14 protein-coding genes and 1 pseudogene are annotated in these 12,491 nt (G+C 42.3%); 8 read left to right on the top strand and 7 right to left on the bottom strand.

The annotated features are described in order from the left end of the window. Positions 1-8: 8 nt before the first annotated feature. Positions 9-425 carry a GNAT family N-acetyltransferase gene (locus H7F27_RS13025; RefSeq protein ID WP_105954384.1) on the top strand — a complete coding sequence of 139 codons (417 nt, stop codon included), beginning with the start codon at positions 9-11 and terminating at the stop codon, positions 423-425. A 101-nt stretch (positions 426-526) separates the two neighbouring features. Here H7F27_RS13025 and H7F27_RS13020 read toward each other — a convergent pair whose 3' ends face one another. After that, positions 527-1,441 carry a class I SAM-dependent methyltransferase gene (locus tag H7F27_RS13020; RefSeq protein ID WP_185847992.1) on the bottom strand — a complete coding sequence of 305 codons (915 nt, stop codon included), beginning with the start codon at positions 1,439-1,441 and terminating at the stop codon, positions 527-529. Between the two features lie 668 nt (positions 1,442-2,109). Further along, positions 2,110-3,675, bottom strand: coding sequence for a M4 family metallopeptidase (locus H7F27_RS13015; RefSeq protein ID WP_185847991.1), 1,566 nt, complete (start codon positions 3,673-3,675; stop codon positions 2,110-2,112). A 347-nt stretch (positions 3,676-4,022) separates the two neighbouring features. On the opposite strand from H7F27_RS13015, the pseudogene H7F27_RS13010 reads away from it, so the two are divergent. Together H7F27_RS13010 and H7F27_RS13005 are read left to right on the top strand one after the other, a co-directional pair. Next, positions 4,023-4,211: pseudogene (locus H7F27_RS13010) on the top strand (sigma factor-like helix-turn-helix DNA-binding protein); the annotation flags it as partial. Next, on the top strand, positions 4,208-4,501 hold the full coding sequence (locus H7F27_RS13005) for a zf-HC2 domain-containing protein (protein WP_095714831.1): 294 nt from the start codon (positions 4,208-4,210) through the stop codon (positions 4,499-4,501). The pseudogene H7F27_RS13010 and the gene H7F27_RS13005, both read left to right, overlap by 4 nt. A 44-nt stretch (positions 4,502-4,545) precedes the next feature. On the opposite strand, the gene H7F27_RS13000 is transcribed toward H7F27_RS13005, so the two are convergent. Next, positions 4,546-5,151, bottom strand: coding sequence for a hypothetical protein (locus tag H7F27_RS13000; protein WP_101860687.1), 606 nt, complete (start codon positions 5,149-5,151; stop codon positions 4,546-4,548). A 272-nt stretch (positions 5,152-5,423) separates the two neighbouring features. Beyond that, positions 5,424-5,612, bottom strand: coding sequence for a YlaF family protein (locus tag H7F27_RS12995; protein WP_101860688.1), 189 nt, complete (start codon positions 5,610-5,612; stop codon positions 5,424-5,426). 111 nt (positions 5,613-5,723) lie between these two features. Between H7F27_RS12995 and typA the strand changes: the two genes are divergently transcribed. Both typA and H7F27_RS12985 read left to right on the top strand, forming a co-directional pair. After that, entirely contained in the window at positions 5,724-7,562 is a 1,839-nt protein-coding gene (gene typA / locus H7F27_RS12990) for a translational GTPase TypA (protein WP_010334118.1), read from the top strand. Between the two features lie 55 nt (positions 7,563-7,617). Next, on the top strand, positions 7,618-7,935 hold the full coding sequence (locus H7F27_RS12985) for a YlaH-like family protein (protein WP_024121276.1): 318 nt from the start codon (positions 7,618-7,620) through the stop codon (positions 7,933-7,935). Positions 7,936-7,990: 55 nt separating this feature from the next. Here the strand turns inward: H7F27_RS12985 and H7F27_RS12980 are convergent, their stop codons facing one another. After that, the gene (locus H7F27_RS12980; protein WP_081638297.1) at positions 7,991-8,200 is read right to left on the bottom strand and encodes a YlaI family protein; all 210 of its coding nucleotides are present in this window, start codon (positions 8,198-8,200) and stop codon (positions 7,991-7,993) included. Between the two features lie 86 nt (positions 8,201-8,286). Further along, the gene (locus H7F27_RS12975; RefSeq protein ID WP_024121277.1) at positions 8,287-8,916 is read right to left on the bottom strand and encodes a YhcN/YlaJ family sporulation lipoprotein; all 630 of its coding nucleotides are present in this window, start codon (positions 8,914-8,916) and stop codon (positions 8,287-8,289) included. 154 nt (positions 8,917-9,070) lie between these two features. On the opposite strand from H7F27_RS12975, the gene H7F27_RS12970 reads away from it, so the two are divergent. Beyond that, positions 9,071-10,399 carry a PhoH family protein gene (locus tag H7F27_RS12970; RefSeq protein WP_024121278.1) on the top strand — a complete coding sequence of 443 codons (1,329 nt, stop codon included), beginning with the start codon at positions 9,071-9,073 and terminating at the stop codon, positions 10,397-10,399. Between the two features lie 4 nt (positions 10,400-10,403). Here H7F27_RS12970 and H7F27_RS12965 read toward each other — a convergent pair whose 3' ends face one another. Next, on the bottom strand, positions 10,404-10,889 hold the full coding sequence (locus tag H7F27_RS12965; protein ID WP_101860689.1) for a hypothetical protein: 486 nt from the start codon (positions 10,887-10,889) through the stop codon (positions 10,404-10,406). 103 nt (positions 10,890-10,992) lie between these two features. On the opposite strand from H7F27_RS12965, the gene glsA reads away from it, so the two are divergent. Continuing rightward, positions 10,993-11,922 carry a glutaminase A gene (gene glsA, locus H7F27_RS12960; protein WP_101860690.1) on the top strand — a complete coding sequence of 310 codons (930 nt, stop codon included), beginning with the start codon at positions 10,993-10,995 and terminating at the stop codon, positions 11,920-11,922. Positions 11,923-12,019: 97 nt separating this feature from the next. After that, the gene (locus tag H7F27_RS12955; RefSeq protein ID WP_101860691.1) at positions 12,020-12,301 is read left to right on the top strand and encodes an Fpa/YlaN family protein; all 282 of its coding nucleotides are present in this window, start codon (positions 12,020-12,022) and stop codon (positions 12,299-12,301) included. The last annotated feature ends 190 nt before the right edge of the window (positions 12,302-12,491 follow it).

The raw sequence follows: 12,491 nt of genomic DNA, 5'->3' as shown, positions 1-12,491 counted from the left end.
ACCTCTGCTTGTTGGAGATGCTCGCGGAGGCTCATCCTGTATGGAAAGAGGAGGAGTTTGGGGAGAAAGATGCAGAAAGCTATATGATCTCCTACTCGATGTATAACGGATCATGGCTTGTTTGGGAAAAAAACGGTCTGCCTGTTGCCGTCAGTTATCATCTTGAATGGGCTCCTTCCAACGGAAAGCCATGGCTGGGAACAGTGCTGGTTGATCCTGCTGAAGAAAGAAAGGGACATGCCAGGAAGATCATTGAACAGATCGGCCAATCGCTTCAGGACAAACATAGAGCACTGTTTACAGCGGTTCCGATTGACCGGAATGAATCGATACTGTTTTTGAGCCAATGCGGCTTTGAACAGCTCAAGACGGAGAAAGATGAGGCAGACAAGCTGTACATAATCATGGTAAAGCCTTTAGTTTAAGCTGACGTATACATGACGGCAGCTTATTTTCATGCGCAAAAAAAACCTCCCAATCTTTAACGATCGATTGAGAGGCGAGCCTGGTGAAGAACCAGGGGGGGTTATTTTTTTACGGCATGTATATAATGAATGGTTTCAAACGCTGACAAATAATCCGTTCGTTTCTTGAAGAAAAGGTCATTGATTTCGGCTGGTGTTACATGTTCATAGATGAGTAAACCAGCTGAATCTAATGCTTTTTCGATTTCAAGATAAGTAAAACACGATTTCATCGGCTCACCGCTTGCTGAAGCCATTTTCACCATATGTTCAACTCTATTAGACTTTCCTTTTGTTTTAAAGAGCGTTTCGTCTGCGTAATCAAAAACGATAGAGCTTCCGGAGGGGACATGGGCAAATAATTGGTTAAGCAGGCTTTTATTCTCTTCTTTCGTCAAATAATAAGAAACTCCTAAAAGGCTGAAGAACGTTTTTTGGTTATCAAAGCCTTCATCTAAGAGAGGCTGATATGAAAACGTTTTGGTAAAGTCCATAGGAACCAAATGAAGATTCGCTGGAATAGTAAGCCTTGCATCATCCAGTCTTTTCTTTTTCAATTGCTGTGTAGCCGGGTAATCAATTTCAAATATGTCTAAGCTGTCTTCCAGCTCTGGATGCCGGAAGCAGAATGTGTCTAACCCGGCGCCAAGAATGACATACTGTTTTGCTCCCAGCACCACTTCGTTGCGAAATACTTTCTCACAATATGCTGCTCGAGCTAAGGGCGTAGGGGAAAGCTGGACTTGTGTAATCCACTTTAGTATCTCCTCTGGGTCATCTTGAAACTTTTGGGCAATATCTTTATTGAAAAACTGTATGCCTTGTATCATATTTTGACTAAAGTCGGAAAACTCTTTTTCAGAAATAAGGTGTTTGGCAATATAATCGTCAAAAATTTTAGGTGTATCATATTGACTGTGATAGGCTCGGCTAAACGCTGATATTAAAGCTGTTAAACTGGACTCATTTTCCCTCATACCATGTCCTCCTGATAAACAAAAATAAGATTCCCCTGGCCAGGAGAACCTTATTATACACACAACTATATGAATAGTAAATTATAGCACAAATAAAAATTTTTGTCAATGTATTTGAGGTTGGAAGAGTAAGATTCTTCTATTCAATTTTTGGCTGTTTAAATGAGAATGAAAGAATGTTTTTACAATACGAAGTGTATGGTCTTGGGTAAACCGATATGTCCGGCACCTTTTACTTTATACATAATTCACCATGACCTGCTTTTGTAAGTGCCCTGTATAAATCAGCGCTTTGCTTATACAGAACAACGTCATTCTGATCACCGTACATAATGAGAAGCGGAGTCGCCTCGCGATGAACATAAGCGGCTTGGGCCTAGCTCTAGAACCTGAAGTATATTTGTTACGATCCAGCAATCGGGATTAGAGTTTTCATGGGTGTGAAAAGCTCACCTTCTTCAATAATCTCTTTTGACATCAATGAAGCTCGCTTTTTTTAACAATCGGCTGAATTGGCGGATAATGACCGAGTTTGTATTTACACTGTCTGCGATTTGTTCAGAGGCAAGGTGGTCATATGTACGGCTATCGTGAAACAGCTGCTGATTTTCAAACAAACTTGAAAATCAAGAAAAAGCCTGAGATATCTCAGGCTTTTCATTTAGACATTACAAACCGACGGCTTTCCAGGATGCTTCAACTTTTGCGGCATCAGTTGAGCCATAAAGGTCACGGGCAGACTGAATGAGGGCGGCCTTTGCATCTTTGAAAGTGGAATAAGGCGTAAGGTACGTTGTTAACGCACGGTAATAAATCTGTTGTGATTTAGATATGCCTAGGCTTGTAATGGTATTGTAAGCGGCTTTGTTTGGAATTCCGCTGTTTATGTGTACACCGCCGTAATCGCCTTCATCTGTATTCGGAAGGTTTTGATAGTTGGCGTAATTGTCAGGCTGGTCATATTTTGTCGGATTGGACAAGCTGCGGAGAGCCGGCTGGCTGACCGTAATGTCTTCACCGATATCCCAGTCTTCTGTATCAGTGAAATAACCGAATACATCAGAGAACGACTCGTTTAATGCCCCAGGCTGATTTTCATAGACAAGGTTGGCTGTTTCTTGAGTGACACCGTGTGTCATTTCATGCGCCGTCACATCCAATGAGCCGGAAAGCGGGGAGAAGAAGGAGCCGTCTCCATCACCGTAAATCATTTGATCCCCTGTCCAAGCGGCGTTATTATAACGGCTGCCGTAGTGAACAGAAGAAACGATTTTACTGCCTTTGTTGTCATAGCTGTTTCGTTTAAATGTCGAGTAAAAATAATCGTACACTTTACCCAGGTTATAGTGGGCATCTACAGCTGCGCGCTGTGATGAAGTTGTGAATTTATTTGTTGTGCTTGAGACAAGTGTTCCCGGAAGGCGGCTTTGTCTGTTTTGTAAATCATACGTGATAATTTGAGTGCCGGTTGGTTTTGACAGATCTCTTAAAACATATTTGCCGCTTTCATAAGAAATATTCAGAGGAACTGTTGCGCCTTTTAGTGTTGTCCCTGATCCTGTTGCGGCTGCATGTTCTACTTTATTTTGCTGTTTTAAAATGGTGCCTGATTCGGCATCCACTAAGACTTCCCAGTTAGCAGGTTCAGGTTCGATATAGCGAATCGTGACATCGTAAGCCAGACGATAGCCGCCGTCCTCTGTTTCTACCGCTTTTAACTCTGCTTTATCGCTGTTTTTTGCGCTTCCGTTAGAAACGGCGTCAGGTGATTTGCCAATGGCTTTAAAAGCGAGTGCTAGTGCTTTGTCAGAGGATACCTTTTGGCTGTTTTCTGTTTTTGAAGCAGACTGATTGTGCAATTCTCCATTGATCGCATAGACATTGTCAGATTTATCGACGTGAACGATCACTTGTGAATCTTTAATAGGCACTCCGTTAATGACGGGCACATATCGAAAGTGCTTGTACCCAAGAGCGTCAGTTGTGCTTTCCACAAGTTTCAGTCTTTTGGCGGGATCGCCTTTAAACACTTTGCTGTTCTTTTTCAAAAACTGTTTGACAGCTTTGTCATTTGGAGCAGAGAGCTCTGTTTGTGCAATGGCGCTTTTAGGGAGAAAGTTTGTTTGATTCTCCTTAAGCTGGTCATTCTCAGCAGCCTGAACACCCGGAAGGCCGATTGATAAACTCATAAACGAAGCAGCGACAACGACGGACAATTTCTTACCTAAACCCACAATAAATCCCCCTTTTTGAAAATACTGAAAAATCTTTATATCGTTATATTAAACGAGCAATCTGGTATTCTCAACAAAAACTAACATAACTAGACAAAATTGATAGAATTGTCCTGTGTTTATTTTTGTTGAATAATATCAAGATGAGTCAAGTGTCATGTGATGGATGAATTGCAAGAGTTATGTCGTCTTTATATCAAAGGGGAGATGAGAAATTTTTGGTTTTTATTGAAACTTTATAACAAGCGGCTTGTCTAACCGGATGAGGCCTTAATAAGAAGTAAAGGATTGTTGTTCGTGTTTGATTTATTCAGTCATTATGTATTGCATTTTGAACAGATATACTGCAAGAGCTCCTGCAGCTAAAGGATCAGCACCAATCCGTTTTGATTTTAAGAGAATTTCAAGAGCTTTCTTATGAGGAAATCGCCGAAATCTTAGGCTGGAGCCTTTCGAAAGTGAAAACCACTCTTCACCGGGCTAGATTAGAGCTCAAGAAAAACATGACGAAAAGAAGAGAGGAGGAGCGGATATGATCTGCTTTCTAGTAAGAGACCTTCTCCCTCTGTATATTGAAGGTGATTGCAAAAAAGAAACGGAAAACTTCATTGAAAAGCATATGAACACCTGCCGCAGCTGCAGAGAAATGTTTGAACAGATGTCTGAGCCTTTTGAGTTTAAAGATGAACAGCCCCCTCAAGATGCTTTTCTGCCTGAAGAAGAAATCCGTTTTAAACAAAGATACTATGGTTTGCTGATTATTAAAGCAGCCTTCTGGTTTGGAGCTGTGTTTGCTGTGATGCTGATCATCAAACTGCTGATATAAAGGAAAAGCGCTTGCCGGATTTACGGACAAGCGCTTTTCTTACATTAAGCTTGCGGATGAAGCATTTGGTAGATGGCTGCAAGCTGTTCTTGAGACAGTGCACCGAAGAGCTTTTCATAAAAATCAGCCTGCTCCGGTGTCGCACCAGCTTCTAAAGCTGCATCTTTATCAAAGCTGTACGCTCCATCTTCTGAAACAATGGATGCCTGCAGAATATGAATTTTAAGGGAAACAGCGGCGAAAAATTGGTCAAGCGCGAGTGCTTCTTTTTCTGTGAAGCCGAGCTCAACAGCTTTTTCTGTATCAAATTTGTAGCTGCCGTCTTCAACATACACACATTGTGAAACAATATCGAAGAATTCAGATGTCGATTCCCACAATTTTGCAATGATTTGAGCCTCTTCTTGTGTCATTCCTAACTCGACAGCTTTTTCACTGTCAAAATAATAAACCCCGTCTTTTTCATATATACATTGATTTAATAAATCGAAAAATGTATTCAGGTCTTCATTTGTGATTGTCTCCTGCAAAGCAGGTGTGCTGTGACTAACTGTTTTTGCGCTTGCGGCATCGGGTCCGAAAGTAAGCAGGGTGGCTGAGGTCAGTGCGGCAGTTGTAAGTATGGCTTTTTTTACAAATGGTTTCTTCATGTTTCGTCTCTCCCTTTTGTGAATTGTGGTACAAATCCCATTATAGGGAGAGGCTGGTGTGAGGAAAATAGGCTTTATGGTAGTTTGTGTATATCAATGTCGAACCACTTTTGCTTGGTTAAAAGTGTCATATTTAGAACGATTGTCCATGAATGGATGTTGTTTTGCTTCTTCCCGCCTAGGAAACAGGGGAGATAAGCCTTACGCAACGAAAAAACACCGCATTCATTTGCGGTGTTTTTGATTACAATGTCTTTAGCAAGGATAAGCTTTTAATCGAGTAATCCTTGCTCGCGCATTTTCTTTTTTAACGTAAATCCGCTTCCCATAACGGTGCAAACGAGCACAATGCTGGCGATAATGCCCCACGCGCTTTTTTCGGCGATAAAGACGCCGATCAGCATTATGCTGAAAACCGCTGCAAATGCAAATAATAATAAAAGCCAATTCATTTTTTTCATATTTCCATCCCCTTTTACGTCTTATAATAAGTTTACAGAAAAACGTGACGCTTTTAAAGAGGATGTGTGGTATAATATGAAAGTTATCTAATTTTTTTAGGAGATGAAAAAGTGAAACTTCGAAATGATCTTCGCAACATCGCGATTATTGCCCACGTTGACCATGGGAAAACGACTCTAGTCGATCAGCTTTTACACCAGGCTGGTACATTCCGTGCCAACGAACAAGTTGCTGAACGCGCAATGGACTCAAACGATCTTGAACGCGAACGCGGCATTACAATTTTGGCGAAAAATACTGCGATTAACTATAAAGATACACGCATCAATATTTTGGATACCCCTGGACACGCAGACTTTGGGGGAGAGGTAGAACGGATTATGAAAATGGTTGACGGTGTACTGCTTGTCGTTGACGCATATGAAGGCTGCATGCCTCAAACTCGCTTCGTTCTGAAGAAAGCTCTTGAGCAAAACTTGAACCCGGTTGTTGTTGTGAACAAAATCGACCGTGATTTCGCACGTCCTGAAGAAGTGATCGATGAGGTTCTTGACCTGTTCATCGAGCTTGACGCAAATGAAGAACAGCTCGAATTCCCGGTGGTATATGCTTCCGCGATTAATGGAACAGCGAGCCTTGACCCTAAGCAGCAAGATGAAAACATGGAAGCTTTATATGAAACGATTATTAAGCATGTTCCGGCACCTGTTGAGAATGCAGATGAGCCGCTTCAATTCCAAGTTGCACTTCTTGATTATAACGACTATGTAGGCCGTATCGGAATCGGACGTGTTTTCCGCGGTACGATGAAAGTCGGTCAGCAGGTTTCTCTTATGAAGCTTGACGGTACAGCTAAATCATTCCGTGTGACAAAAATCTTTGGTTTCCAAGGCTTAAAACGGGTGGAAATTGAAGAAGCAAAAGCGGGAGACCTCGTTGCGGTTTCCGGTATGGAAGATATCAACGTCGGTGAAACAGTCTGTCCTGTTGAGCATCAAGAACCGCTTCCGGTGCTTCGCATTGATGAACCGACACTTCAAATGACATTTGTCGTGAATAACAGCCCGTTTGCCGGCCGTGAAGGGAAATATGTAACAGCCCGTAAAATTGAAGAGCGCCTTCAGTCACAGCTGCAGACTGATGTCAGCTTGCGTGTCGAGCCTACAGCTTCTCCAGATGCTTGGGTGGTTTCCGGCCGCGGTGAGCTTCACCTGTCTATTTTAATTGAAAACATGCGCCGTGAAGGCTATGAGCTTCAAGTGTCAAAACCTGAAGTTATCATCAAAGAAATTGACGGTGTACGCTGTGAGCCTGTAGAGCGCGTGCAAATTGATGTTCCGGAAGAGCATACAGGCTCTGTAATGGAATCAATGGGAGCGCGTAAAGGTGAAATGATCGATATGATTAACAACGGTAACGGCCAAGTCCGTTTAATCTTTACAGTGCCTTCCCGCGGATTGATCGGTTACTCAACAGAGTTCCTGTCATTAACACGCGGCTTCGGTATCCTGAACCATACGTTTGACAGTTACCAGCCGATGCAGGCGGGCCAAGTCGGCGGACGCCGTCAAGGTGTGCTTGTGTCAATGGAAAACGGAAAAGCGACATCTTACGGAATTCAAGGGATTGAAGACCGCGGTGTGATCTTTGTTGAACCTGGTACTGAAGTTTATGAAGGAATGATTGTCGGAGAGCATAACCGTGACAACGACCTTGTTGTCAATGTCAGCAAAATGAAACAGCAGACAAACGTCCGCTCTGCAACAAAAGATCAAACAACAACAATTAAAAAAGCGCGCATCATGTCTCTTGAAGAATCTTTAGAGTACTTAAACGAAGATGAATACTGCGAAGTAACGCCTGAATCCATCCGTTTAAGAAAGAAAATCCTTAATAAAAACGAACGTGAAAAAGCGGCTAAAAAGAAAAAAACAGCAGGATTGTCTTAATCCCTTGCAGAATTTGAAAAGATAGAACCCGTACGCTGCAGGGGAGGGAATCTTTTTGAATGACGTAAGCGAACGCCTGTCGTTCTTCGCCGCTCTATATCAAGTGGACCGGCAGCCAGCAGCAGGCATGTGGCTGCTGTATGGCACCATTTTTGTTTTAGCTGTTATTGTGTTTAAGCTTGGATTTGCAAAACGGCTTCCGGTATTAAAATCAGCAGTGGTGTACTTATTTCTGGCTTTAGGCTGCACTGTTTTGACTTTTCTCGGTGTATTTTTGCCTGTGGCAGAGGGATTGGTCGTCGCTGCATTGATTTTAATCATTTACAAAATTCGGCTGTATCAGTCGAAAAAGGAACAGTCGGCAAAATCATGAAAAAGACTCAGCATCTCGCTGAGTCTTTTTTTATTCTGTATGAATAGCTGCCGCTTTATTTTTTAACTTTTTCTTTCTTCTGCTGTCCCGGGTGAAATGTGAACTTTCCGGTTTTCAGCCGTTCTTCTGTTTTTTTGGCAATTCGGTCATGGCATTCCTGGCACATATATGTATGGATCGGACGGTTTCTCAGCCGTTTCGCGATCAGGGTTTCATCATCAATTGTTTCAATTTTATCGCAAATGGAACATTGGACCCTCATCATATCACCTCTTTCACTCTAATATGCATTATATCATGGATCAGATGCTGTCCAAAATAAGAAAAAGCTAAAGCCGCAAGGGCTGTAGCTTAATCATTATTGTTCTTTTTCATATGATGATCAGATTGATCGTTTTGTTCCGTTTCCATTTCCTTCTCTTGCTTTCTGTTTAATTGATCGTTTTGCTGCTTGGTTTGCGGTTCATCCTCATCGTCAATCACATCGTTAGGCACTTCCGGAAGCACCCGGCCGACAATCGCGGCCAGTTCATCTAAAATCCCCGTAACAGGACGGCCTTCACTGATCTCTCTTCCCATTTCATTGAGACGGCTGACGGTATCAGGATCAGCAACCACAACTGCATTGGCGCCGTGCCGATCATTTTTTAAAGCCTGTGCCACAGAGTATTTGATGGTTTCGACTTTGCTTCTATCCAGGTTATCGTCGACGTCAATTCCTACTACAGCATATCCTCCAAGCACAACAGCTGTCGCATCCTTGACATCCGGCACTTTTTCAGCAACGCCGACAAGATGCTTGGCAATATCAGTTCTAGTTCCATTGTCTTTTGTTTCCTGAGATGTGTCCTTTACGTGAATCGGTTTTGTTTCCTGCTGTCTTGTTGATTCTTTTTCAATATTTTGCTCCTGTCTTCCCTGTTGAACAGCGCATGCGGACAAAATGAGTGTGAGCTGTATGATAATGAAAAGAATTCGCACTTGCGGTTTCCCTCCTTGAAATGCATTCATTAATTTTATTGTTGAATTAACCTTCTATCTTTATTCACAAAAACATATATTTTAGCAGGCGTTCACCTTTTTCATCGTAAGAGAAGCAGGAAGAACTTTGACCCTTATATCAGGAGGCTGAGACTTGAGTAAAATTTATGTGTTAGATACGAATGTGTTATTACAGGATCCTAACGCTATTTTTTCTTTTGAAGAAAATGAAGTTGTCATCCCTGCTGTCGTTTTAGAAGAGGTTGATTCCAAGAAACGATATATGGACGAAGTTGGGAGGAACGCGAGGCACGTATCTAAGCTGATAGACGCGCTAAGACTGAAGGGGAGGCTGCATGAGAAGGTTCCGCTTGATACGGGGGGAACGCTGCGAATTGAATTGAACCACCGTTCCTTTCACCAGCTTCAAGAAATCTTTATCGAAAAAACGAATGATAATCGTATATTAGCCGTTGCTAAAAACTTAAGCCTTGAAGAAGAGACGAAGGAAGACGGTAGGCCTGTGATCCTTGTCAGCAAGGATGTATTAGTCAGAGTCAAAGCGGATGCCATCGGCCTTCTTGCTGAAGATTTCTTAAATGACAGGGTTGTGGACAATGATGAAATGTACAGCGGATATAAGGATTTATATATAAACCAGCAGCTATTTAGCTCTTTTTACGGAAAAAAACAAATTTCAGTTCAGGATATGAAGCAGCATGCATTTTACCCAAACCAGTTCGCCTTAATGAAGGATGAATTAGGAGGGTCGTCCTCTGCCGTCGGTATTGCGGATAAAACGGGCACGGTCCTAAAAAGACTTGTGTTTGATGATGAACACGTATGGGGAATCAGGCCGAGAAATGTTCAGCAGACAATGGCGTTAGAGCTTTTGCTGCGAGAAGATATTCCGCTGGTGACGCTGATCGGAAAAGCCGGAACCGGGAAAACGTTGCTTGCTTTGGCAGCGGGGCTTTTACAGACAGAAGATTTAGGGATATATAAGAAGCTGGTCGTGGCAAGGCCGATTGTTCCTGTCGGCAAGGATATCGGATACTTGCCGGGTGAAAAAGAGGAGAAGCTAAAGCCTTGGATGCAGCCGATTTTTGATAACTTAGAGTTTCTGTTTAATGCCAAGAAACCGGGAGAGCTCGAGGCGATTTTGGCGGGGATCGGTTCGATCCAGGTAGAGGCGCTGACGTATATCAGAGGGAGAAGCATTCCTGATCAATTTATAATCATTGATGAAGCGCAAAATTTGACCAGGCATGAAGTGAAAACACTTCTTACAAGAGTGGGCGAAGGCAGTAAAATTGTCTTAATGGGCGATCCTGAACAAATTGATCACCCATATTTAGACAGTCTGAATAATGGTCTGGCATATGTGGTTGAGCGGTTTAAAGGACAACCCATCTCTGGCAGTGTGAAGCTTTTAAAAGGTGAGAGATCCGGGCTTGCCCAGCTTGCCGCTGACTTGCTGTGACGATTTAAATGATGTCGATCTCTTTTATATTGGTGATTGGCTGTTTGTGATCAACTGGATCTTCAAAATAAATATGAACCGGGCCGCCTTCCTGAATCGGCTTGCCTGCCTGGCTGAAATGGACAATACTGTTCAGCGCGGTTTCAAGAGGAACAGCGGCTTTACCGGAACTTGTAATAAATACGCATTGTGATGCAGAACTGAGCGGCTCGGCATTTTTCAGCACATTTCCCAATTTCATTGCGAAGCTGCCGTTCATCAGTTTTTGTTTCTCAAATTGTTTTTCCGTCTTTAATGTAGGCGGCGCAATCCGTCCTTCTCTAATAACACGTTCAGTATCAAGGCCAGATTCATTCTCAGCCGTATGAAAATTGATTTCTTGGCCGTCCCCTTTACGGTCAAAGGAAAATTTGCGATCATCAAAAATCCATACGCTAGGATCGATCGTAATCGGATATGTAACATTGCCTTTTACTTGTATAACGCTCATGGTATAACCCCCTTCTCTCAAAATTATAAAAGTTTTCGCATGAATTGTCACTTTGTGTAACAAATTATATGTATTGAGATGCTCAGGGAGCGAGGGTGGTCGCATGGTATGCCGGCATAATGACGAGCTGGAAGCGTTAGTGAAAGAAGCGAAAAAAGTGACAGACAAGGGAGAGGTGGCCAGCTATATTCCCGCTTTAGCAAAAGCTGATCAGCACGATCTTTCAGTAGCGATTTATTATTCCAATAATACTTGTCTGTCAGCGGGTGACGTAGAAAAAACATTTACTCTTCAAAGTATATCGAAAGTGCTCTCGCTTGCCCTTGTGTTAATGGAATACGGCAAGGACAGAGTCTTCAGTTATGTCGGACAGGAGCCGACCGGTGATCCGTTTAATTCAATCATTAAGCTTGAAACCGTGAATCCGAGCAAGCCGCTAAATCCTATGATAAATGCCGGGGCACTGGTTGTCACCAGCTTGATTAAAGGACAAACGTCTAAAGAGAGACTCGATTATCTCCTTTCTTTTATCAGAAAACTGACAAACAACCAAGGCATCACCTACTGCCGGGACGTAGCTGAGTCTGAATACAGCACATCTATGATTAATCGGGCGATGTGTTATTATATGAAGCAGTACGGGATTTTTGAGGATGATGTTGAAGCAGTAATGGATTTATATACGAAGCAATGTGCGATTGAGATGAACAGTCTTGATTTAGCGAAAATCGGGGCTGTGTTTGCGCTTAACGGCAGGCATCCAGAAACAGGAGAACAAGTCATTTCAAAAGATGTCGCAAGAATTTGCAAGACGTTTATGGTCACCTGCGGAATGTATAATGCAAGCGGAGAATTTGCGATTAAGGTCGGAATTCCTGCGAAAAGCGGTGTATCAGGAGGGATTATGGGCATTTCACCCTATGATTTTGGGATCGGCATTTTCGGCCCGGCTTTGGATGAAAAAGGGAACAGCATTGCAGGTGTAAAGCTTTTGAAAATAATGTCTGAAACGTATAGGCTGAGTATTTTTTAATTTATGTCATCTGTTTAAATCCTCTTGCATTTTCTGCTGATACCCTTTATGATAAATAGAAGAATTAGGTACTCGCCTGGGGAACGGAGGGATACTTTTGGCTTCAGATATGATAGTTGACCATCGGCAAAAAGCTTTTGAGCTACTGAAAGTTGACGCTGAGAAGATTTTGAAGCTGATCCGAGTACAAATGGATAACTTAACGATGCCTCAATGTCCTCTATATGAAGAGGTATTAGATACTCAAATGTTCGGACTTTCGAGGGAAATCGATTTTGCTGTCCGCCTGGGATTGGTTGACGAAAAAGATGGAAAAGACCTTTTATACACATTAGAACGCGAATTGTCTGCTTTGCACGACGCGTTTACAGGTAAATAAATGATAAAACTCAAACTAATTAACAGTTTGGGTTTTTTTATAACCGCTTGCTTTTTCACCGTATAATGACGGTCTATTTTTGTGCATTTCATCCGAATCGTATAGAGAATCTTCGTGTCATTTGATAAATTGTAGTAAAATAAAAAATATAAATACATAAAAACCATAGGTAATGGAAGTTGGAAGCAGG

Origin of the sequence: Bacillus sp. PAMC26543 (genome assembly GCF_014250375.1) — a bacterium.
GTDB classification, from domain to species: domain Bacteria; phylum Bacillota; class Bacilli; order Bacillales; family Bacillaceae; genus Bacillus; species Bacillus halotolerans.
The sequence above is the reverse complement of the archived record's forward strand: the minus strand, read 5'-3'. Positions and strand labels throughout refer to the sequence as shown.

Coding starts and splice junctions, on each gene's coding strand:
- glsA (WP_101860690.1), top strand. CDS start 10,993: ATGGTATGCCGGCATAATGACGAGCTGGAAGCGTTAGTGAAAGAAGCG.
- H7F27_RS13020 (WP_185847992.1), bottom strand. CDS start 1,441: ATGAGGGAAAATGAGTCCAGTTTAACAGCTTTAATATCAGCGTTTAGC.
- H7F27_RS12980 (WP_081638297.1), bottom strand. CDS start 8,200: ATGATGAGGGTCCAATGTTCCATTTGCGATAAAATTGAAACAATTGAT.
- H7F27_RS13000 (WP_101860687.1), bottom strand. CDS start 5,151: ATGAAGAAACCATTTGTAAAAAAAGCCATACTTACAACTGCCGCACTG.
- H7F27_RS12995 (WP_101860688.1), bottom strand. CDS start 5,612: ATGAAAAAAATGAATTGGCTTTTATTATTATTTGCATTTGCAGCGGTT.
- H7F27_RS12965 (WP_101860689.1), bottom strand. CDS start 10,889: ATGAGCGTTATACAAGTAAAAGGCAATGTTACATATCCGATTACGATC.
- H7F27_RS13005 (WP_095714831.1), top strand. CDS start 4,208: ATGATCTGCTTTCTAGTAAGAGACCTTCTCCCTCTGTATATTGAAGGT.